General features: G+C 68.1%; 17 protein-coding genes. 10 read left to right on the forward strand and 7 right to left on the reverse strand.

The window, feature by feature from the left end; translation table 11 throughout:
• Window positions 1-25 precede the first annotated feature (25 nt).
• On the forward strand, window positions 26-949 hold the full coding sequence (panE, locus tag FBZ90_RS24970; protein ID WP_246130864.1) for a 2-dehydropantoate 2-reductase: 924 nt from the start codon (window positions 26-28) through the stop codon (window positions 947-949).
• A 161-nt stretch (window positions 950-1110) separates the two neighbouring features.
• Here panE and FBZ90_RS24975 read toward each other — a convergent pair whose 3' ends face one another.
• From FBZ90_RS24975 to FBZ90_RS24985, 3 genes are read right to left on the reverse strand one after another with little or no spacing between them, the layout of a single operon-like run.
• Entirely contained in the window at window positions 1111-2538 is a 1428-nt protein-coding gene (locus FBZ90_RS24975) for a tetratricopeptide repeat protein (protein ID WP_246130865.1), read from the reverse strand.
• On the reverse strand, window positions 2525-3124 hold the full coding sequence (locus FBZ90_RS24980; protein ID WP_145735967.1) for a BON domain-containing protein: 600 nt from the start codon (window positions 3122-3124) through the stop codon (window positions 2525-2527). The genes FBZ90_RS24975 and FBZ90_RS24980 overlap by 14 nt, the downstream gene beginning before the upstream one ends.
• A gap of 57 nt (window positions 3125-3181) precedes the next feature.
• The gene (locus tag FBZ90_RS24985) at window positions 3182-4000 is read right to left on the reverse strand and encodes an N-acetylmuramoyl-L-alanine amidase family protein (protein WP_145735969.1); all 819 of its coding nucleotides are present in this window, start codon (window positions 3998-4000) and stop codon (window positions 3182-3184) included.
• Between the two features lie 347 nt (window positions 4001-4347).
• On the opposite strand from FBZ90_RS24985, the gene FBZ90_RS24990 reads away from it, so the two are divergent.
• A complete protein-coding gene (locus tag FBZ90_RS24990; RefSeq protein WP_145735970.1) occupies window positions 4348-4833 on the forward strand; it encodes a YajQ family cyclic di-GMP-binding protein in 486 nt (161 codons plus the stop codon).
• Here FBZ90_RS24990 and FBZ90_RS24995 read toward each other — a convergent pair.
• Window positions 4790-6712 (reverse strand): hybrid sensor histidine kinase/response regulator, encoded by a 1923-nt coding sequence (locus FBZ90_RS24995; protein ID WP_186456033.1) that lies wholly within the window; start codon window positions 6710-6712, stop codon window positions 4790-4792. The genes FBZ90_RS24990 and FBZ90_RS24995 overlap by 44 nt on opposite strands.
• Window positions 6713-6872: 160 nt before the next feature.
• On the reverse strand, window positions 6873-7874 hold the full coding sequence (gene dgcA / locus FBZ90_RS25000) for an N-acetyl-D-Glu racemase DgcA (RefSeq protein ID WP_145735975.1): 1002 nt from the start codon (window positions 7872-7874) through the stop codon (window positions 6873-6875).
• A gap of 119 nt (window positions 7875-7993) precedes the next feature.
• Between dgcA and FBZ90_RS25005 the strand changes: the two genes are divergently transcribed.
• A complete protein-coding gene (locus tag FBZ90_RS25005; RefSeq protein ID WP_145735976.1) occupies window positions 7994-8824 on the forward strand; it encodes a hypothetical protein in 831 nt (276 codons plus the stop codon).
• 160 nt (window positions 8825-8984) lie between these two features.
• The gene (locus FBZ90_RS25010) at window positions 8985-9518 is read left to right on the forward strand and encodes a hypothetical protein (RefSeq protein ID WP_145735978.1); all 534 of its coding nucleotides are present in this window, start codon (window positions 8985-8987) and stop codon (window positions 9516-9518) included.
• 99 nt (window positions 9519-9617) lie between these two features.
• Here FBZ90_RS25010 and FBZ90_RS25015 read toward each other — a convergent pair whose 3' ends face one another.
• Window positions 9618-11012 carry a CRTAC1 family protein gene (locus FBZ90_RS25015; protein ID WP_145735979.1) on the reverse strand — a complete coding sequence of 465 codons (1395 nt, stop codon included), beginning with the start codon at window positions 11010-11012 and terminating at the stop codon, window positions 9618-9620.
• A 305-nt stretch (window positions 11013-11317) separates the two neighbouring features.
• Here FBZ90_RS25015 and FBZ90_RS25020 point away from each other — a divergent pair, with 305 nt between their 5' ends.
• The 4 genes from FBZ90_RS25020 (at window position 11318) to FBZ90_RS25035 (ending at window position 17165) form a co-directional block, all read left to right on the forward strand.
• Window positions 11318-13159 (forward strand): ribonucleoside-diphosphate reductase subunit alpha, encoded by a 1842-nt coding sequence (locus FBZ90_RS25020; RefSeq protein WP_145735981.1) that lies wholly within the window; start codon window positions 11318-11320, stop codon window positions 13157-13159.
• A 71-nt stretch (window positions 13160-13230) separates the two neighbouring features.
• Entirely contained in the window at window positions 13231-13884 is a 654-nt protein-coding gene (locus FBZ90_RS25025) for an EF-hand domain-containing protein (RefSeq protein WP_186456034.1), read from the forward strand.
• 39 nt (window positions 13885-13923) lie between these two features.
• Window positions 13924-14889: a ribonucleotide-diphosphate reductase subunit beta gene (locus FBZ90_RS25030; protein WP_145735985.1), complete on the forward strand. Its 966-nt coding sequence runs from the start codon at window positions 13924-13926 to the stop codon at window positions 14887-14889.
• 110 nt (window positions 14890-14999) lie between these two features.
• The gene (locus tag FBZ90_RS25035) at window positions 15000-17165 is read left to right on the forward strand and encodes a tetratricopeptide repeat protein (RefSeq protein WP_145735986.1); all 2166 of its coding nucleotides are present in this window, start codon (window positions 15000-15002) and stop codon (window positions 17163-17165) included.
• Window positions 17166-17168: 3 nt separating this feature from the next.
• Here the strand turns inward: FBZ90_RS25035 and FBZ90_RS25040 are convergent, their stop codons facing one another.
• Window positions 17169-18482: an Nramp family divalent metal transporter gene (locus FBZ90_RS25040; RefSeq protein WP_145735988.1), complete on the reverse strand. Its 1314-nt coding sequence runs from the start codon at window positions 18480-18482 to the stop codon at window positions 17169-17171.
• Between the two features lie 187 nt (window positions 18483-18669).
• On the opposite strand from FBZ90_RS25040, the gene panB reads away from it, so the two are divergent.
• Complete coding sequence (panB, locus tag FBZ90_RS25045) at window positions 18670-19500, forward strand: 3-methyl-2-oxobutanoate hydroxymethyltransferase (protein WP_145735989.1); 831 nt, start codon at window positions 18670-18672, stop codon at window positions 19498-19500.
• A 75-nt stretch (window positions 19501-19575) separates the two neighbouring features.
• A complete protein-coding gene (locus tag FBZ90_RS25050) occupies window positions 19576-20493 on the forward strand; it encodes a hypothetical protein (RefSeq protein ID WP_145735991.1) in 918 nt (305 codons plus the stop codon).
• Window positions 20494-20513 lie beyond the last annotated feature (20 nt).

The raw sequence follows: 20513 nt of genomic DNA on the forward strand, positions 1-20513 counted from the left end.
CGGGATGGAGAAAGGGTTTGATGCGATGACCATGCGTATCCTGGTCCTGGGCGCCGGCGCCACCGGCGGCTTCTACGGCGGTCACCTGATGATGGCGGGGGAGAACGTCACCTTCCTGGTGCGGGCCAAGCGCCATGCCCAGCTGATGGAGAACGGCCTGGTGGTGGTCAGCCCCGTGGGCAACATCATCCTGCCGGCGCAGGCCGTGACCCGCGTAGCCAAGCCCTTCGACCTGGTGCTGCTGTCGTGCAAGGCCTATGACCTGGACGCCGCCATCGAGGCCATCCGCCCGGCCGTCGGGCCGGAGACCCGTATCCTGCCGGTGCTGAACGGCCTCAGCCACCTCGACCGGCTGGACGCCGCCTTTGGCGCGGAGCGGGTGATGGGCGGCTTGTGTCACCTGACCATCACCATGGACCCGGACGGCACCATCCGCCACCTGCACGCCTTCAACCGCCTGACCTTCGGCGCGCGCCATCCCGCCCAGGCGGCCCTGGCGGCGGCGCTGGCGGAGGCTTACGCCAAGTGCCCCATCACCGTGGTCAACAGCCCCGACATCGTCCATGAGATGTGGGAGAAGTTCTACTTCCTGGCCACCTTGGCGGGGGCCACCACCCTCATGCGCGCGCCCATCGGCGCCATCCTGAAGGCGCCGGACGGCCTGGCCTTCATCACCGGCCTGCTGGAGGAATGCACCCGGGTGGCCACCGCCGCCGGCCACCCGCCCAGCGCCGAGCGCGACGCCGAATCCCGCTATCACCTGACCAAGGATGACAGCAGCCTGTCCGCCTCCATGATGCGCGATATCGAAAGGGGCGGCCCGACGGAGGGGGAGCACATCGTCGGCGACATGCTGCGCCGGGGGCGCGACCTGGGCCTGGAACTCCCCTTGCTGACCCTGGCCGCCACCCACTTGCGGGCCTATGAGGCGCGGCGCACGGCCTCGTAGGCCCCTCATCGGAGCGGGGCGAGTAGGCCTCGACCGAGGCCGCCGTAGCGGTTTGGGGGCGTCAGCGAGCTGGAACGCGAGGAAGCCAAGCCGGCGGATGCCGGCGCCCGGCGCCTGAGGGAACAACAAAAAAGCCCCGGAGGATATCCGGGGCTTTTTCATTACTGCAGCATGGGCGTGCCGGTTTCGATTTCCACCAGGGCCGCCAGCATGGGCACGGCCAAGTCCTTGCGCTGGGTATCGCCGCTGTTGCTGCGTTCCGCCGCCGACAGGCCGGCGAGATAGGTGGTGCGCCAGCGTTGATCCTTGAACAGCAATTTGTCGGCGCGGGCGCGCTGGGCCAGGATCAGGGGCTTGGGATCGGTGCCCGTCGACAGCAGCTTGTCGATGCGGCCGGACAGGGCCTCCGCCTGCTTGCGGTCGCCGGTCTTCAGCGCGTCGGCCATCAGCTGGACGAAGGTTTCCGCCTTGATGTCCGTGTCCTGCACCTGCTCGGCATAGGTGGTGGCTAACTGCATCTCGCCCCGGGCGCCCAGGCGGCCCAGCACGGCGGGGATGGTCCAGGGGCTTTCCTGCTGCACCGTGCGCAGCAGGCCCAGCGCCAGGTTGGGGTCGCCCAGGTCGCCGGCCGCCACGGCCAGCTCGGGCGCGCAGCAATTGCCCTTGCGGTCCTTGAAGCGGCTGAACTGCTCTTCCACCGTGTTCAGGAACATGGTGTGGGCGCGGGCCACGTTGCCGGCCTTGTAGAAGCCTTCGGCGACCAGGCCCAGTTCCCAGGCGCAGTTGTTGGCCTGGGCGTAGTCCGCCGCCTCTTCCACCAGCTTGTTGGCCTGGGTCTTGTCGCCCTTCCAGATCAGCGCCTGGCTGATGTCGGTCAGGTTGTAGATGCGGGTGGAGCAGTCGTTGATGCGCCGGGTGATGTCCAGCGCCATGTCCACCTCGCCCGTCAGCGACAGGGCGCGGCCCAGGAACAGGTCGCGGCCGGTGTCCGTCACCGGCGGGGCGCGGCGGAAGGCGGCGATGAAGGGGGCGATGATCTGCTTGGTGCGGTCCTTGTCGCCCAGGTGGTAGTGGGCGACGGCCAGCGACAGCCAGTCCCAGCGCGGGGCGGTGATGGGATAGTCCACGGGCTGGATCAGCCCCTCGATCCGATACAGGAAGCAACCGGTGGACTGGGCATCGTTGCAAGCCAGGCTGCGGATGCGCGACTTGAAGTCGTTATAGTCGAAATCGCCCACGAACTGGTTGGTCGACAGCTGCACCGCCAGCGGGCTTTCCGGGCTCTGCACCAGGATGTTGGACAACAGCTTGTCCGCCTGCAGCAGCAGCCTGGTCTGTTCCTGCAGGTCATAGCTCTGGTCGGCCTTGCGGATGGCCTCCATCGCCTGGACGAACTGGCGATTGGCCATGGCCTGGGCGTCGGGCAGGGTCTGGTTGCCGGCCAGGCCGGGAATCGGCTGGGCCGCCGCCGGAGCCGCGGGCGCCAGGGCCAGCGTCAGGGCCAGGAGAGGGGCCGCTAGGACCGAAAGACCCGGGAGACGGCCCCGGAAAGCAGAGGAACCCACGGCAACACGCTCAACGACGGACATAATTCACAACCTGGCGGACGCGGGGCAACTCACGGGCGTGCTGTAGCACGGCCTCAAGTTCCACCCCACTACGGGCGACGCCCATGATGTAGACCACCTGGTTGACGGTTTCGATGCTGTAGTTGCTGGATTTGACCTGCCCATCCAGCAGCAGGGCCGCCCACAGCTTGGTGTTGATCCAGGCGTCGGTGGCGCTGTCCGACAGGCTGCTTTCGTCTGCGATCTTGATTTCATTCAGAACTTTGCGCACGCCGTCGGCTTGCCAGGCCAAACGCACCGCGTCCACCCGCATATCAGGGTCGCGGGCATTGCCGGTCAGCAGCACCTCGCCCCTATCGACGGTGACGTTCAGCCGGCTGTTCATCTCCGGGCTTTTTTCCTTCCACAGCCGATGAATTTGCTCATCGATCTGGCTGTCGGGCACGGCCGGCGCTTCAGCCGCCGCCTCCGCCCGCTGGCGGGCCAATTCCGGCGACTCGCGGCCCGGCGACTGGCATCCCGCCAATAGCGCGCCCATGCCCGCCAGCAACAGAAGGACGGTGCCCGTCACGGGGCGGCGCTGGCGGAGGGGGCGGACGGAGATCATCAGCGGTGCCTTGGTCCCTGTTTTTTGGAAATGCGCGTCGACAGGCTAAAAAGGAAATCAGGCGAAAGTAGGGGAGGCGAGCAAGGTCGCCAACTCCCGCGCCAGGATGCCGGCGATACGCTTGCGTTGGGCCGGGTCGCGCAGCAGCGCCTCATCCTGGCGGTTGGACAGGAAGCCCGTTTCGACCAGGACGGAGGGGATGTCCGGCGCCTTCAACACCACGAAGTTGGCGGAGCGCATGGGGTTTTCCAGCAGGCGCAGGTCGCGGCCGGCACCGCGCACGATACCCTGGCGGGCGACCAGCGAGGCCGCCTTGGTGCGCCGGGTCGCCAGGTCCATCAGGATATCGGCCACGACCGGCTTGGTGTGCTTCAGGTCCAGGCCCAGGCGGTCGGCATAGTTCTCCTTGTCCGCCAGCGCCTGGGAGAAGGCGTCCGACGCCTTTTCCGACAGGGTGTAGGCGGACAGGCCCCGCGCGTTGGCGTTGGGCGCGCTGTCGGCATGAATGGACAGGAACAGGTCGGCCTTCGCCTCCCGCGCGACGTCCACCCGCTCCCCCAACTCCAGGAAGTGGTCGTCCTCTCGCGTCAGGCCGGCGTTAAGGCCCTGGGTCTTGCGCAGTTGCAGGGCCAGCTCCTTGGCCAGGTCCAGCGTCACGTCCTTCTCATAGGTGCCCGCGTGGCCGATGGCGCCCGGGTCCTTGCCGCCATGGCCGGGATCGATCATCACCAGCCGGGGCGTGCGCAGGGCCGCAGGGGGGCGGGCGGCGGCCGCGACCGGCTTCACCAGATGCTCGGCCTGTCCTGGGCGGACGATGCCGCCGACGCCCAGGAACGGTATTCCGACGGCAAGCCGGAGTATGGCCCTGCGATCCATGAGACTAAATCCGCCCGAAAAATTGTGTGAACTCTGTGTGTGGACTCTGCTTGCGCGTGCATCGCCATTCCGCAGCGCAACCGCGTTCCGCGCACGGCGGCGCCTGGAAAGGCCGGACCTTTCCGCATGCGGTATGTTTGACCCGCCCCCTGGCGTATCGCAACAAAATCTTGGGGCCCGGCCACAGAAACACGGGCAGGTGTTGCGCCCCGACGACGCGTCCCACCTTTGCGCGGGCGCGTCGCCCGCCCGGGGGTGCGCCGGGCCGTGGGGGCGTGCTAAAACCGGGGAAGGTGCGCCATCGCTGCGGCGCCGTTGATCACCGTTTATGTGGGAGCCTGATTGCCATGCCGTCCTTCGATATCGTTTCCAAGACCGACAAAGCCGAGGTGGACAACGCCGTGGCCGGTGTGGTGCGTGAACTGGGCCAGCGCTTCGATTTCAAGGGCGCCAAGTGCACCATCGAGCACAAGGACAACGTCATCACCATCGTGGCCGATGACGCGCCCAAGCTGTCGCAGATGCAGGAAATGCTGAAGGTGCATCTGACCCGGCGCAAGCTGGACGTGGGGTGCCTGGATTGGGGCACCGACGAGCGCGCCGCCGGCGATGCCCGCCGTCAGGAAGTCAAGGTCAGGCAGGGCATCGACAAGGAACTGGCCAAGACCATCGTCAAGGCCATCAAGGACAGCAAGATGAAGGTCCAGGCCGCCATCCAGGGCGAGGAGCTGCGCGTCACCGGCAAGAAGATCGACGACCTTCAGGACGCCATCCGCCTGGTGAAGGGCCTCAAGATCGAACAGCCCCTGCAATACGAGAACTTCCGGGACTGACGCCCGGGCCCGGCGCGGCGGCCCCTTTGCCGCCGTCCGCCCCACGATCTCCGGTCCCATGCGCCAGCGCGTCCGCCACCATGCGCTGCAGGCGGGGTGGGGCGATGGGTTTGTGGGCCACGACCACGCCCACGGCGGCGGCCTGCTCCATCAACTGGGGATCGGTATCCCCCGTGACCAGCATGCCGCTGACGTCGGCGCCGTAGCGGGACCGGATGTCGGCGATGATGTCCATGCCGCGTCGGTTCCCTGGCAGGCGGTTGTCGGAAATGACCAGGCGCGGCGCCGCCCCGGCCTTGGCCAGCCCCTCGAACAGCGCCTCGGGCGTCGGGGCGGCCAGGGGCACGCAGCCCCAATCCTCCACCATGGCCTCCAACGCCGCCAATTGCAGCGGGTCGTCCTCCAGCAAGGCGACCAACGGGCCCTCCCCGGCTGGCTGCCCGGTCTGGTCGGCCGACGTTTCCTTTTCCTTGGCGGGTTCCTTGGCCGGGGGCTCCGTCACCGGCGGTTCGGCGGCGGGCTCCCGCACCGGGGGTGGGGCGGACGGGGGCTCCCTGACCGGCGTGTCGGCGACCGGCGTGGCGGCCGTGGGCCGCGCCCCGGTGACCAGGACGGGACCCAAGGCGGCCCCCAAGGCGGGAGGGGCGGCGGGCCGGGCCGGTTCAGCCAGGGGCAGGGTGATGGTGAAGCCGGAGCCCCGGTTGGGCGTCGAGACGACCGTGACGGTCAACCCCAGCAGGGTCGCCGTCTTCTTGACGATGGCCAGACCCAGGCCCAGTCCGTGCTGGGCGTCCCGCTTGTTCTGGGCGGCTTTCGCCGGGCCGCCGGCGGGGCAGGCCGCCGTGTCGCCCCGATAGAATTCATCGAAGATGAAGGGCAGCTGGTCCGCCGGGATGCCGCAGCCGGTGTCCCACACCTGCAACTGCACGCTGCCCCCTTGCCGACGGCAGCCGATGAGGATGCCGCCCTCGCGGGTGTGGCGCACGGCGTTGACGATCAGGTTGCGCACCATGCGGTCGATCAGCACCGGGTCGCTGTCGACCTGGGCGCTGGTGCCGATGCAGCGCAGGCGGACGCCGTTGGCCGCGGCCAGCGGCCTGAACTCCCCGGCCAGCCGTTCCATCACCGTGGATAGGGCAAAGCGAGTCGGCGTGGGCGTGACGGTCGCCGCCTCCAGCGCGGAGATCTGGACCAGGGCGTTCAGCAGATCCTCGGTGGCGTCCAGCGACTCCGTCAGCTTGGCCGCCAGGTCGCGCTGGGCATCCTCGGTAAGGCGGGCCTCCAGCAGATGCAGGAACAGGCGCATGGCCTGGAACGGTTGGCGCAGGTCATGGCTGGCGGCGGCCAGGAAGCGGGACTTGGCCCGGTTGGCGCGTTCCGCCTCCGCCTTCACCGCCTGCGCCTCGGCCAGGGCCACGGCGCCGCGGCGTGCCGCCTCCACCGTGATGTCCAGGCCCAGGCCGACGATGCCCACGACGCGGCCATCGGCCTCGCGATGGGGCTCCAGCACCAGGTCGTACAAGCGGCTTTCCGTCTCGCCGGGGATTTCCAGGCGGAACATGTGCCGCTCACCCCGGCCGGTTTCCAGGATGCGGCCCTTGATGGCGTGCAGGGTGGTGAAGCCTTCGGCGCTTTTTCCGCGGCCGTTGCGGATGTCCAGGTCGGTCAGGCCCAGAACGCCGGGACCGAAGGCGGCCACCGGACCCTTGGCCCAAACGTAACGCAAGTCGCCGTCCTGCACGAACGCCAGCAAGGGTGCTGGGGCCGACAGGCGGTTCAGTAAGGCGTTTTCAGCCTTGAGCGCGGCGTTTTCGGCGCGCAGGCGGGCCAATTCTTCCCGCTGCTCTCCCGGCTCCCGGCCTAGAATGCGATTTAACATAGCCCTACCAGACGTTTTACTTGCCAGGCTGGGAGTTAATCCTCTTTTAGGCCAAAAGCGAAGTGCGCCCTTGGGCGTAGGCCCGCAGGGGGAGGCCATTTGGCGGGGGTGCGGGAAAGGGTCGCGGGGAACGCCAGCCGGCCGAAGCCCGCCGCCGCCTTTATCCCCAAAGATCCGGCGGCGGCGGCGCGGCCGTGGTGCCGTCATAGGTGACGCCCGGCGACCGGTCCCGGGCCAGCAGCAGTGGGCCGTCCAGATCCACGAACGCGGCGCCCTGGGCCAGCAGGTGCGCCGGCGCCATGGAGAGGGAGGTGGCCACCATGCATCCCACCATGACCTGAAGGCCCGCCGCCTCGCATGCCGCCTTCAGGGCCAGCGCCTCGGTCAGGCCGCCAGTCTTGTCCAGCTTGATGTTGGCCACGTGATAGCGGCCCACCAGGGCCGCCAGGCTGTCCAGTCCGTGCACGGACTCGTCGGCGCCCAACGGGATGGGGCAGGCGTGGCCCGCCAGGTCGGCGTCACGGCCGGCGGGCAGGGGCTGCTCCAGCAGTTCCACACCCAAGGCCGCCAGGCGCGGGGCGTAACGGTCCAGCTGCTCCAGGCTCCAGCCCTCGTTGGCGTCCACCATCAGTCGGGACAGGGGCGCGTTTTCCCGCACCGCCGCCACCCGCTCCAGATCCCCGTCCCCCGTCAGCTTCAGTTTGAGCAAGGGGTAGTGGCTGGCCGCCGCCGCCGCCCGGCCCATGTTTTCAGGCGTGTCCACCGACAGGGTGAAGGCGGTGGACAGGGGGCCCGGCGCCGCCGCCAACCCGGCCAGGCGCCAGGCCGGCGTGCCCGTCAGCTTGGCCTCCAAATCCCACAGGGCGCAGTCCAGCGCGTTGCGCGCCGCACCCGGCGGCATGCGCCTCTGCAATTCCGCGCGGGTCAGCCCGGCGGCCACCGCGCCGCTTTGGGCGTCCAGCGCCGCCATCACCCCCGCCACCGTTTCACCATAGCGGGCATAGGGTACGCATTCGCCCCGGCCGGTGACGGGGCCGCGCGGTCCCTCGGCGGTCACCTCCGCCACCACCACCCGGGCCTCCGTCTTGGCGCCGCGGGAGATGCGGAAGGTGCCGCGGATGGGGAAGGTTTCGGCACGGATGACGAGAACAGGCTGGGGCATCAGGATATACCTTGGCGAAAGGTGCCGCCGCCGGCGGGGCGCGGCAACATAACGCTTCGCCACGGCCGGCGCGATCCGGCATTCTCCGGGGCGGCGGGACGGTAGTCGAGGGTTGGGTGGTGATGGAGGATGGACGGCGCAAGCCGGTGGTCTGGCATGAGGCGGCGGCCGCGTTCCGGGAGGTCTTGTCCGACCCTGGACGGACCGCGCGTTTCGCCGGCATGCCGGCCCTGGTGATGATGGCGTTGTACGTCATCCTGGCGTTGACCTATCCGCGGCCTGCCAACCCGGCGCTGGAGGACGCGTGGGAAAACGAGGTCCTGCCCCTCTACCTCATCCCCACCTTCTTCAATGCCTGGTTTTTCATCCGCATGCAGGTGTGGTGGGCGCGGTGGGTGCTGCTGGCCGATGATCGCGTGGCCTTTCTCAGCCCCAGCCTGGGGCGTCGCGAACTGGCCTATTTCACCTGGTCGTTGGCGGCGGCCGTGACCACCTTGCCGGTCCTGGTCTTCCTGCTGCCGTTGCTGAGCCTGATCCAGAGCGCCCTGGTGGCGCTGGGGATGGAGATGCCGACGTCGGTCATGAACGGCCTGGTCGTGATGGCTGCGCTGCCGCCGGTCCTGATCATGGCGGGCATCTACGGCCGCCTGATGGTGGGGGTGGTGCCCCTGGCGGTCGGTGGCGTCGCCTCGTTCCGCCAAGGCTGGGTCGCCACCCGTGGGGTCTCTCTGCGGCTGACAGCGCTCAGCCTGCTGACCGTGCTGCCGTCCCTGATCACCCTGGTCTTCAGCCGCCTGACCGATCCCGTCGAGATCGCGGCGAGCTATGCCGTCAGCGTCGGCCTCTATGGCGTCGCCTGGGGCGCCTATGCCGTCATGGTGGCCCGGTTCTACGGGCTGACCCTGGGGCGCGCCCGCCGGTCGGTGCCGGCGGTGGCGCCGTCCCCGTAAAGGCAACTATTGCCCAGGCGATACCGCCTGTAGGTAAAAAGTGCCGGTAAAAATTTCCCGTTGCGGGGATTTCCCAAGCGGTCGGGGCCCTCGCAGTTATGCAAGCATTGGCATGATGGTTGCGTTGGTGCACCCACCTTCTTCTGGAGAGTGCATCGCCATGACCGTCAGCTCCATTAGCCATTCGCCGCTTTCTCCCACCCAATCCAACGCGAGCGGCCCCGTCGGGGGATCCGCCGCCCCCTCCGCCGGATTCAGCAGTTTGCTCGGTGGCGGAAATACCGAGACAGATTCAATAAATGTAAATCTGCCCAACGGTTTCTCCGTGGGCCTCTCTCATGTCGGCGGGGGCTTCAGCGGCTTTAGCGCCCAGATGCTGAGTTCGTTGGAAAACATGGTGAAAACGTTCAGCAATGTGGACACCCAGAATGGCGCGCAGCCATCGGGCAAAGCACCAGGCCACCCGGGGTCGGGTGATGGCTCTGGCACTCAGCAGTTCCGCACGCTGGACACCTTCCATGTGGATCTGCCGGACGGTACCTCCGTCACGATCCACCATGGCGGCCCGGATGGCGAAAACAATCCTGCCGCCATGGATGCCATGGTGCAGGCGATGCAGTCGCTGATGAGCGATTTCGCCGACGTCGCCACCCAGACCAAAGGCATCAACCGCTCACTGCTCAACCATGGCTGACGCCGGCGGCGTCAAATTGGAACCGCAGCCGGCTATGACGGGGTCTGCCTGCGAGCAGATCCACGCTCCCAGGCGATACCGGCTTTCCGCGATCCGCCCCTAGCAGGTCGGTTGCTGACCCAGGCTGGGATGGTGCGCCACCATGAGCCGGCACAGGTCGGGCTGTTCCAGCTTTAGCGTGGCGCCATCGGGCCAGGTGACCTCCAGCAGGTCCACCTGGGTGAGATCCCCCAGCCCGAAGTGGGCCACCGGCTCGCGCTGATAGGGGCCGCCCGATCCGCTGGTGATGCTGCGCAGCTGGCGCCGGCCGCCCGCCGTCAGGCAGACGGTGGCGCCGCGGGCCGGCGCCCCGCCCGCGGTCAGGGGCAGGACGCGCAGCCAGTTATTGCCGGTGGGGGAGGCCAGGAACAGCGAGAGGGGCTGCGCCTCGCCATCGCCATGGCCCAGCAGCAGTTCCAGCTGGCCGTCGCCATCGATGTCGGCCACGACGGCGGCCGTGCCCAGGCCATCCGGTTCCGCGGCGTCGCCCACATCGATCGCGACCCAGCGGTCTTCCCGCCAGGCGAACAGGCGGTTGGGCTGGCCATGCAGGTTGAAGAACAGCTCCTCATAGCCGTCGTTGTCGAAGTCGGCGGCGATGATGGCGCGCACGGGGCCCGGCTGGGCCATTTCCGGCGGCGTGACGTCCACGAATCCACCGCCCGCGCGATGCTGGAACAGGCGCTGCGCCCCATCGACGGTGCCCAGGACCAGGTCCACCAGGCCGTCGCCGTCGGCGTCCAGGATGGTGGCGGCGCTTGCCGTTGCGATGGGGTCGTCCAGCCCCAACTCTTCCGCGACCTCCTCATACTGGCCGCCACCCAGGTTGCGGAACAGCAGGTTGGGGCCGTCGGCGCAGCCGACGAACAGGTCTGGCAATGAGCCGGTGAGGCAGGAGCCCAGCAACAGGCGGGCATCGGCCTCGATATCCAGCCCGGCCTCCTCGGCCATTTCGCGCAGGCGCCCCCGGCGATCCAGCTCGAACAATTGCAGCGGCGTGCCCTGGCCACCGACGACGATGCCATAGCGGCCACTGCCCAGGCGGTCCAGGCAGGCCAGCGTGGTGCCGGGCGCGCGGTTGGCGGCGGCGAAATTCTCCGGCAGGGCCGCCAGGTCGACCCAGCGGTTGCCGAAGCAGGCGAACAGCCGGTCGGGGGTGGGAAGGGCGCCGGCCGCGCCTGGCCCCGCCGGATCGTTCAATATGTAGAGTTCCTCGCGCCCGTCGCCGTCCATGTCGGCGAACAGTGCCGCGCGGGCGCAGGCCTTGGCGTCGGCCAGGGGGCCGGCCGGATGCTCCACCAGGGCGCCGCCGTCCCAGCTTAGCACCCGGTTGGGCGCGTCGGCGCAAATCACCACGAAATCGAAGCGGCCATCACCATCTATGTCCCCTACGGCGATTCCCGCACAAGATATAGGGGGGTTGGGGACGATGAGATTCGAGCACGCGATGAACATCAGGCTATCTCCAGGGTACAGGGTGACCCGCCCGCCCCGCGGGAAGGCCGCGCCGTCGTTAACCATGGCCCGCTCTAGGATAGTGCATGCGGGCCGCAGTTTGCCTGGGAAATTCCGACACAACGGAGCGTTTCGCGGCTGAACGGCAACACCGGCGCCGTGCAACAAATTTTTTTGAGTCCTATTCCTTAAATTCAGTTGGCGGGCTGTCACGATTTGGTAGGATCAGCGCTCGTTGCCGCTAGATGTGGTGTCCGGTCCTCGGTTATCCACAGCGCAATTCATACACAGCCTGGGGATAAGTCATGCGGGACGGAGACGTTTTCGGCAGGATTCAAGTTGCTAACCGTCCGGCGGTCGTTGTGGATCATTCCCGTGACGATCTGTTGACGGCGTTCGGCAAGGCCACCTTGACCGACCGCTACCTGTTGCCGGGTGAAAGCTTCCAGGATCTGTTCGCCCGCGTGGCCAGCTATTACGCCGACGACGCGGCCCATGCCCAGCGCCTGTATGATTACATTTCCAAGCTGTGGTTCATGCCGGCCACGCCCGTGCTGTCCAACGGCGGCACTTCCCGTGGCCTGCCCATCAGCTGCTTCCTCAACGAGTGCAACGACAGCCTGAAGGGCATCGTCGACCTCTGGAACGAGAACGTCTGGCTGGCGTCGCGCGGGGGCGGCATCGGCAGCTACTGGGGCAACCTGCGCTCCATCGGTGAGAAGGTCGGCGGCAACGGCAAGACCTCCGGCGTCGTGCCCTTCATCCGCGTGATGGACAGCCTGACCCTGGCCATCAGCCAGGGCAGCCTGCGCCGCGGTTCGGCCGCCACCTACCTGCCGGTCTCGCATCCCGAGATCGAGGAATTCATCGAGATGCGCCGCCCCACCGGCGGCGACCCGAACCGCAAGGCGCTGAACCTGCACCACGGCGTGGTCATCCCCGACGCCTTCATGCGGGCGGTCGAGGCGGACGGGGAGTGGGCGCTGACCAGCCCCAAGGACGGCTCGGTCATCCGCCGCATTTCCGCGCGGTCCTTGTGGATCCGCATCCTGACCGCCCGCATCGAGACGGGTGAGCCCTACCTGCTGTTCATCGACCATGTGAACCGCGCCATGCCCGAGCACCACAAGCTGGCCGGCCTGTCGGTGAAGATGTCCAATCTGTGCAGTGAGATCACGCTGCCCACGGGCCTGGACCAGTTGGGCAAGGAGCGGACGGCCGTCTGCTGCCTGTCGTCGCTGAATCTGGAATACTTCCTGGAGTGGCAGGACCACCCCACCTTCATCGAGGACACGCTGCGCTTCCTCGACAACGTCATGAGCGACTTCATCGAGAAGGCGCCGGACGATATGGAGCGCGCGCGCTATTCCGCCATGCGGGAGCGCTCGGTGGGCCTGGGTGTCATGGGCTACCACAGCTTCCTGCAAAGCCAGGGCCTGCCGCTGGAGGGCGTCATGGCCAAGGTGTGGAACAAGCGCATGTTCGCCCACATCAAGCGCCAGGCCGACGAGGCGTCGCTGAAGCTCGGTCGCGAACGCGGCCCGTGCCCCGACGCCGCCGACTATGGCTCGGAGGAGCGCTTCTCCAACAAGATCGCCATCGCGCCCACCGCCAGCATCTCCATCATCTGCGGCGGCGCCTCGCCGGGCATCGAGCCGCTGGCGGCCAACGCCTTCAACCACAAGACCTTGTCGGGGTCGTTCTCGGTGCGTAACAAGTACCTGGAGCAGACGCTGGCCACCTATGGCCGCAATGACGAGGACACCTGGTCGTCCATCACGCTGAACGGCGGTTCCGTCCAGCACCTGGACTTCCTGTCGGACATGGAGCGCGACATCTTCAAGACCGCGTTCGAGTTGGACCAGCGCTGGCTGATCGAGCATGCGGCCGACCGCACACCCTTCATTTGCCAGTCGCAGAGCCTGAACATCTTCCTGCCGGCCGACGTGCATAAGCGCGATCTGCACCAGATCCATTTCCAGGCCTGGAAGAAGGGCGTGAAGAGCCTCTATTATCTCCGCTCCATGTCCATCCAGCGGGCGGAAGCCGACATCGGCGCCGTTGTGGCCAAGAAGACGGAAGCGAAAGCCAGCGCCCCGGCGGCCGTGGAAACGAACAATTACGAGGAATGCCTGGCCTGCCAGTGATCGACCGGTTTACCGGTCGACGCAACGGGCCGGTCGTCCGGTCGGTTCATCGATGCTGGCGGGGATGTCGCATGCGGGTTTTGAGGGTACTGGCCGGGGCCGCCTTGGCGGGCGCCATGGGCGTCGGTCTGGTGGGATGCGGCGGGCACGACCTGCCCGTCAACCCCTACCTCCAATTGGTGCCTGTCAGCCCGTCCGGGCAAATCCTGGGGCCGCCCTCGGGCAGCCAGCTGCAGTACAAGACGGTGTTGTTGCTGTGGTTCCACAAGACGGACGCCAACCATGACGGCGTCCTGACCCGGGACGAGGTTTTGGCGGACGCGGACCGCAGCTTCGACCTGTTCGACCTGGACCATGACGGCAGCATCACCTCGGCCGAATTGGAAAAGTACCGCCTGTCCCAGCCCTTCCGGCCGCAGCCCCACCCGGTGACATCCCTCCTCGGGGCCCAGGCCCGCACCGTCCAGCCGGACTCCGTGGAAGCGGCGCCGGAAGGGCAGCGGTATCAGGGGTCGCGGGTGCGGCTGCAGGTGGGGTTGGACCCCGTGATGTCGGCCGACACCGACAGCGATTTCCGGGTGACGCGGGAGGAACTGCGCGCCCAATCGCTGCGCAAGTTCGACCAGTGGGACACCGACCATGACGGCAAAGTGACCGCCGATGAGTTCCTGACGGCGATGATGGCGCCCTTCGAGGCGCTGACCAAGTCGTCAGGCTGGTTCTGATTCTTTTACCAACGACGTTTAGACGAACGGATTTCGCCCGTGCCCAGCCAGCTTCTGACCCCGAACCCCGTCTACAAGCCCTTCCGTTATCCGTGGGCCTATGAGGCCTGGCTGACGCAGCAGCGCCTGCATTGGATGCCGGAGGAGGTGCCGCTGGCCGACGACGTGAAGGACTGGCGTCAGAAGCTGTCGGATGGCGAGCGCAACCTGCTGACCCAGATCTTCCGGTTTTTCACCCAGGCCGACGTCGAGGTGAACAACTGCTACATGAAGAAGTACGCGGCGGTGTTCCAGCCGACCGAGGTGCAAATGATGCTCTCGGCCTTCTCCAACATCGAGACCATCCACATCGCGGCCTACAGCCACCTGCTGGACACCATCGGCATGCCCGAGGTCGAGTACTCCGCCTTCCTCCACTACAAGGAGATGAAGGACAAGTACGACTACATGCAGGAATTCACGGTGGACAACCCTGCCAACATCGCCAAGACCCTGGCGGTGTTCGGCGCCTTCACCGAAGGCCTGCAGCTGTTCGCCTCCTTCGCCATCCTCATGAACTTCCCGCGCTTCAACAAGATGAAGGGCATGGGGCAGATCGTGACCTGGTCGGTGCGTGACGAGACGCTGCACACCCAATCCGCCATCCGGCTGTTCCGCACCTTCGTCGCGGAGAACCAGGAGATTTGGACGGAGGCGTTCCAGAAGGAACTCTACGTCGCCTGCTCCACCATTGTGGCGCATGAGGACGCCTTCATCGACCTGGCGTTCGAGATGGGCGGGGTGCAGGGCCTGACCGCCGAGGACGTGAAGCAGTACATCCGCTGGATCGCCGACCGTCGCCTGGTGCAGCTGGAGTTGCAGCCCATCTATCGCGTGGAAAAGAACCCGCTGCCCTGGATGGACGTCATGCTGAACGGCGTGGAACACGCCAATTTCTTTGAGAACCGCGCCACGGAATACAGCAAGGCCGCCACCGGCGGCAGCTGGGACGAGGCGTTTGATTGACCTTTTTCGCAGTGTCGCGGAAATGCTAATGGACGGGGCGTCGATGTTATCATCGGCGCCCTGTTGCATTACAGTGTTGGCGACCGGCAGACGGTGGAAAAGGGGCGGTCGTGGGTGACGAGGGTTATGATTTGCTGGTGAATGGCCGGTGGGAAGAGGCGGCGGCCCATTTCCATCGTGTCGTAACCGCCGCGCCCGATAACGCCTCCGCCTGGAATAATCTGGGCGTCGCGCTGATGGGCATGGGCTATGGCGAGGCCGCGGTTGACGCCTTCAGGCGCGCTTTGGCGGCGCAAGCGGACGATCCGGCCGCCCGCGCCAACCTGGATTTGGCCCTGGCCCGGACGGGTGCCCCGCCGGCCGCCACGCCCCGTCCCGAAAAGCCGGTGGCGGCGCAGCTTTCGGGGCGCGACGCGGCGGTCGCCTTGAACGTCACCGGCAATGACCATTTCGCGGCGGCGCGCTGGCAGCCGGCGGCGGACGCCTATGCCCAGGCGCTGGGCCTGTGGCCCGATTATGCCGATGCCCAGGGGAACCTGGGGAACGCGCTGCGAGCCCTGGGGCGGATGGAGGAGGCCGTGGCCGCCTACCGACGGGCGGTGACCCTGGCCCCAGACGAAGCCGGCCACTGGTGCAACCTCAGCATGGCGCTGCAGGCCACCGGCATCCTGGCGGAGGCCGCCGCCGCCGCGCGCCGCGCCCTGGAGCTTCGGCCCGATATGGCGTTGGCCCACGCCTGCCTGGGGATCGCCCTGCGCGATCTGAAGGATTTGGATGGCGCCATCGAGGCCTTCCAGCGGGCCCTGGACCTGGACGGGGGCTTGGCGGATGCCATTCACGCCCTCTCGGGCTGCCTGATGGAGCGTCGGCGCTGGGACGAGGTGGAGGCGCTGGGGCGCCGCGCCTTGCTGCGGGATCCCCAGTCCCTTGACGCCCTGGTTTGCCTGGCCGTCGCCCTCCAGGGCCAGAATCGGCTGGAGGAGGCGCTGGACTATGCCCGGCGGGGATTGGCGCTGCAGCCGGGTAATGAACTGGCGCTGAATGTGGCGGCCGCGGCCCTGCACGGGCTGGACCACCAGGACGAGGCCATCGCCGTCGCGGTGCGCGGGGTCGCGCTGGCCCCCCGGAACGCCGACCTGCACAACACCCTGGGGATCGTGCTGATGGATGCCGGCCGAATGGCGGAGGCCCAGGCGTCGCTGCGCCAGGCCATCGCCTGCAAGCCCGATTTCGCCACCGCTCACATGAACCTGGGGATGGCCTGCCTGCAGATGGGCCAGTTGACGGAAGGCTGGGCGGAATACGAATGGCGGCTGCGGGACGGGCATGAGATCAGGTTGTGGGATGTGATGCCCGAACGGGCCTGGCGCCCGGGGGAGGACATCACCGGCCGCGCCTTGATCCTGCATTGTGAGCAGGGCATCGGCGATCTCATCCAATTCAGCCGCTACGCCGACCGCCGGTGGTGGGGCGGTGCCGGCCGTTCCGGCCCACCGTCCAAGATCGTGCTGCGCGTTCCACGGGCGCTGGCCGGCGTGATGTCCACCGTGGCGGGGGTGGACGCCCTGCTGGTGGATGATGAGCTGCCGGACAGCTGCGATGTTCACGCCCCCTTGCTCAGCCTGCCCCACCTGTTGGGCACGACCCTGGAAACCATACCGGCCGCGATCCCCTACATGAGGCCGCCGGACGCGGCCATGGACCGCTGGCGCGGCTGGTTCGGGGCGGAGGCGGATGGAAGCCGGACGGCCGGGCGCGCGCGTCCGCTTCGGGCCGGCCTGGTCTGGGCCGGCAATCCCGGGCATCGGGGCGACCGCCACCGGTCCGTTCACGGGCTGGGCGCCCTGGCGCCGCTTTGGGCGGTTCCGGGTGTGCGCTGGTACAGCCTACAGGTCGGTCCCCGCGCCGCCGACGTGGAAAAGCTGCCGCCTGGCCAGGTGGTGGATTTGAGCGGTCGCCTGCAAGACTATGGCGACACGGCTGCGGTCATCGCGCACCTGGACATCGTGGTCACCGTCGACACCTCCGTCGCCCATCTGGCCGGCGCCATGGGCAAGCCCGTCTGGCTGCTGATCTCCAACCGTCCCGATTGGCGCTGGATGCGCGATCGGACGGACAGCCCGTGGTATCCCACGGCCCGCCTGTTCCGGCAGACGCGGATGAACGACTGGTCCGGCCCCATAGCCGGCATCGCCGCCGCCTTGAGCGAGCAGGTGGCGCGCCCAAGCGTCCCGGGCGCCCATCAGGAGGCATTGCGCCGCCTGTTCGGGCTGTAGCCCTCAGCCCGTGACCGTCTGGACGATCAGCACCCCGTTCAGCAGGACGATGATGCCGGCCACCGCCCAGGCGGCCGCCAGCGTGGCGCGGGAGGCCGCCAGATTGCCCATGATGCGCCGATCGCCGCAGAACCGGACCAGGGGGATGACGGCGAAGGGCAACTGCAGGCTCAGCACCACCTGGGTGAAGATCAGCAGCGTCGTGGCGGCCGACTCGCCGGCCAGGGCCAGCACCAGTACCGTGGGCACCAGGGCCAGCAGGCGGGTCACCAACCGCCGCCACACCGGCTTCAGCCGCAGGGCAACGAAGCCTTCCATCACCACCTGGCCCGCCAGCGTGGCCGTGACCGTTGAGTTCTGGCCGGCCGCCAGCAGGGCCACCGCGAACAGCAGGCTGGCCAGGGGGGCTCCCAGCATGGGGGACAGCAGGCGGTAGGCTTCCTCGATATCATCCACCAGCGCCTGACCATGGAAGGCCGCCGCCGCCAGGATCAGGATGCCGGCGTTGATGAAAAAGGCGATCGACAGCGCCACCGTGCTGTCCAGCGTGGCGAAGCGGATGGCCTCGCGCCGGCCCGTATCGTCCTGGTTGAAGGCGCGGGTGCGCACCACGGCGGAATGGAGGTAGAGGTTGTGGGGCATGACGGTGGCGCCCAGGATGCCCACCGCCACGTAGAGCTTGGCCGGATCGCTCAGCAGGTCGGCCGTGGGCACGAAGCCGGCCAGCACGGCGCCCAAGGCCGGCCGGCTCAACGCCACCTCCGCCAGGAAGCACAGGCCGATCAGGGTGATCAGGCCCAGGATGAAGGCCTCCAGCCGGCGCACCCCCCGATTCTGCAGGGCCAGGATCAGCAGGCTGTCGAAGGCGGTGATGACGGCGCCCACGATCAGGGGCAGGCCGAACAGCAGTTTCAGCGCGATGGCGGAACCGATGACCTCCGCGATGTCGCAGGCGACGATGGCGATCTCGCACAATACCCACAGCACGAAGGCGGTGCGGGGGCCATAGCGCTCCCGGCACAGCTGCGCCAGGTCACGGCCGCTGGCGATGCCCAGGCGCACCGACAAGGCCTGGAGCAGCATGGCCATCAGGCTGGACAGCAGGATGACGGACAGCAGGGTGTAGCCGAACCGCGACCCGCCGGCGATGTCGGTCGCCCAGTTGCCGGGGTCCATATAGCCCACGGCAACCAGGTACCCGGGGCCGGAGAAGGCCAGCAGCTTGCGCCAGAACCCGCCGGCTATGGGCACGCTGGCCGTGGACCCGGCCGAGGGGCCTGGCCACTTGTCTTTACTCGCGTCGACCGCGGACTGCATGCGCCGCCTTTTCGTACTGGATCAGGGGAAAAGCGATGAGGAAGAAAGACGACCATAGCGAAGTTCCCGGCGCGTCACGAGTGGGGGTGTGCTGCGCCCGGTGCGACCTTGTCTCCATTCATTGGCGCCCGCCGACGCTTTGGTGTAGGGATGCGGCCCGAAACGTCCTCGAAGGATCGGTACCGGGATGAGCGCCACCACCGCCGTGAAACGCCTCAGCGTGCCAGACATCGCCGCCCGCAAGGGGGGCGCGCCTGTGGTTTGCCTGACGGCCTACACCGCCCCCATGGCGGGTCTGCTGGATCCGCATTGCGACCTGCTGCTGGTGGGCGACAGCGTGGGCATGGTGCTGTACGGCCTGCCCAGCACCCTGGGCGTCACCGTCGACATGATGGTGGCCCATGGTGCCGCCGTGGTGCGCGGCTCCGCCCATGCCGCCGTGGTGGTGGACCTGCCCTTCGGCAGTTATCAGGAAAGTCCGGAGCAGGCCTTCCGCACCGCCGCCCGCATCCTGGCGGAGACGGGCGCCGCCGCCGTGAAGCTGGAAGGGGGGGAGGAGATGGCCCCCACCATCGACTTCCTGGTGCGCCGGGGCATCCCCGTCGTGGGCCATGTCGGCCTGACGCCGCAGGCGGTGAACGCGCTGGGCGGCTATCGCGCCCGCGGACGGAGCGAGGCGGAGCAGGCCAAGATCCTGGGCGACGCGCGCGCCGTGGCCGAGGCTGGCGCCTTTTCCTTGGTGATCGAAGGGGTGGTGGAGCCGCTGGCCCGCCAGGTGACGGAACTGGTGCCCGTGGTCACCATCGGCATCGGCGCCAGCGCAGCCTGCGATGGCCAAGTGCTGGTGTCGGATGACATGCTGGGCCTGTTCGCCGATTTCACGCCCAAATTCGTGAAGCGCTATGCCGACTTGGCCAGCCAAGTCGGCGCCGCCGCCCAGGCCTATGCCGAGGATGTCCGAGCCCGGCGCTTCCCCGGGTCCGAGCACACCTTCGCCGAGAGGCCGGCGAAGGTGTGATGCCGTTGGGGACGCTGTTGCCATTTGTGCCTGCTTATGTTCTCATCATGTTCCGTTCTGGGGCAGGAGGGAACCATGGTGAACAGGACACGCAAGGCCAAGGCGGGCGACGCCTCCCCTCAGACTCAGATGGATCTTTTCGGGGCGCCCGCGCCAGCGGCCCTTAACCCGCCCACGCCCCTGCGGCCCCGCCCCCCTGCCGAGCCGGCACCGGCCGAGCTGGGCGATGCGGCCCTGCTGGCCCGTCTGCCCGACGCTTCGCTGAGCAGGGCCTTGCCCCTGATCGCGGAGGCTGGCCGCCGCCGGCTGGCCGCCGCCGTGCCTCTGCTGGGGCAGCGTCTCAAGCGTCTGGCCGGTTATGGTCTCAGCGGACGGGAACCGGTGGCGGTGCTGGACGCGTTGGCCGTCATCGGGGGGCCGCAGGCGACCGCCATCGTCGCTGGGCTGCTGGGCGGCGCCGGCTTGGCCGGGCCGGTGGAGGTGGCGGCGCTGGGGGCCGCCGTGCGGCTGGAAGTGGCCTTGGATCGCAAGGTGCTGCTGCGCCTGCTGGGCAATGCCGATGCGGCGGCGCGGGCCGCCGCTTGCCGGTGCGTGCGCCAGGCGGAATTTCCCGTCATCGACGCCCTGGAACGCTTGCGGGCCGATCCCGACCGGGCGGTGGCCACGGGCGCGGTTTGCGCCTTGGGCCGGCTGGGCCGCCCTACCGTGCGCGCCGACCTGGCGCAATTGGTGACGGCGGCGCCGACGCGGGAGACGGTGGCGGCCTTGGTTTCGGTCATGGACCATGTCGGCGTGGACGCCGACAGCCTGGTGGCCCTGCGCCGTGCGGCCCGTCATCCCGAGCTGCGGGACGCGGTGCTGGAGGCGCTGGACGGTTTCGACGACGCCCAGGCCACGGCGCTGGCAGTCAAGCTGCGCCAGCAGGCGGTCCATCAGCAGGCGGTCCATCAGCACGAGGGCCATCAGCAGGAAAGCCGGGCGGACGCCGCCTGAAAACGACAAAGGCCGGCCCC

Source organism: Nitrospirillum pindoramense, from assembly GCF_007827955.1.
GTDB lineage: Bacteria > Pseudomonadota > Alphaproteobacteria > Azospirillales > Azospirillaceae > Nitrospirillum > Nitrospirillum amazonense_B.